The sequence below is a fragment of the Actinoplanes sp. NPDC051633 genome (genome assembly GCF_040681735.1).
Classification (GTDB): domain Bacteria; phylum Actinomycetota; class Actinomycetes; order Mycobacteriales; family Micromonosporaceae; genus Actinoplanes.
Genome location: NZ_JBFAZH010001576.1, coordinates 1 through 1,453, shown reverse-complemented (window position 1 = coordinate 1,453; position 1,453 = coordinate 1). Strand labels below are relative to the sequence as shown.

General features: G+C 74.1%; 2 protein-coding genes. Both read left to right on the top strand.

The annotated features are described in order from the left end of the window. A partial coding sequence (locus AB0M20_RS43270; protein WP_364307292.1) for a siderophore-interacting protein occupies positions 1 to 627 on the top strand: 627 nt, incomplete at its 5' end. A gap of 29 nt (positions 628 to 656) precedes the next feature. Beyond that, a partial coding sequence (locus tag AB0M20_RS43265; protein WP_364307290.1) for an MFS transporter occupies positions 657 to 1,453 on the top strand: 797 nt, incomplete at its 3' end.

Here is a 1,453-nt window from a genome sequence, read left to right as displayed (position 1 = left end):
CCGGAGACCGGCGAGGTGACCATCGACTTCGACATCCACGACGGCGGCGTGGCCGCCGAGTGGGCGAAGGCCGCGCGGCCCGGCGACCGGGTCGGCCTGAACACCCCGGACGGCATGTACGACCCACCGGCCGGTCTGACCTGGCAGTTCCTGGTGGCCGACTGCGCCGCGCTGCCGGCCGCGGCCCGCCTGATCGAGACCGCTCCCCCGGGTGTGCGCACCCACGCCGTGCTCGAGGTCCCCGGCTCCGGGCACCACCTCGACCTGGCCGCGCCGGACGGCGTCGAGATCACCTGGATCTACGGCGGCAACGGCCACGCACCGAGCCGGCTCGAGCACGTGGTCCGGTCGCTGCCGCGACCCGCGGGCGTCGGGTACGTGTGGGTGGCCGGCGAGACGCGGGAGCTGCGGGGCGTCCGCCGGTATCTGCGGCGTGAGCTTGGACTTCCGTCGAGCGCGTACAAGACGGTGGGTTACTGGACCGACGGCGCGGAGAAGTGGCGCGACCGCTACGACGCCCTCGACGACCAGACCAAGACCGCCCTGATGGCGATCTGGGAGTCCGGCGCCGACGAGGGTGAGATCGAGATCGAGTATGACGAACGCCTCGCGACGCTCGGGCTCTAGAAGGCCTGCCGCTACCCGAGAATGATCGGGTGAGGCACCCGTGGCGGACCGCCGCTCCCGCGATCCTGATGGCGGCCTGGGGTGGCAACCACTTCTCGCCGCTGCTGCTGCTCTACCGCCGGGTCGACGGCTACAGCGCCGTCGAGGTCAATCTGTTCTTCGCCTTCTACGTGCTCGGGCTGATCCCGGGTTTCTTGCTGACCGGCCGGTTCGCCGACCGGCACGGGCGCCGGATCCTGGTCGCCGCCGCACTGGTGCTGGGCGTCGCCGGCAGCGTCGTGCTGGCCACCTTCGACGCCTCGGTGCTCGGCATGTGCCTGGGCCGGCTGGTGTGCGGGCTGAGCGTCGCGGTGGCGATGGTGGCCGGCACCAGCTGGATCAAGGAGCTGTCGCAGCACGACGCGGACCCGTCGGCCCGCGCCCGGCGCGCCTCGCTCACGCTCACCGCGGGCTTCGGGCTGGGGCCCGGCGTCTCCGGCGCACTCGCGCAGTGGGGCCCACATCCGACCGTTCTGCCGTACGCGGTGCACATCGCCCTGTCCGCCGCCGCGGCGATCCCACTGTTCCGCACGCCCGACACCCGCCCGCCCGACACCCGCTCGCCCGACGCGGCCTCCCGGCCCGTCCTGCCCCGCATCCCGCCGGCCGGCCGGCGCCGCTTCCTCGGCGTGGTGCTGCCGATGGCGCCCTGGGTGTTCGGGGCGCCCGCGCTCGCCTTCGTGGTGGCGCCGGCGCTGGTCGCGAGCCGGACCGGGACGCACGCGATCGCGTTCGCCACCCTGCTGGCGGTGATCGCGCTGCTGACCGGCGCCGGCGTCCAGCCGGC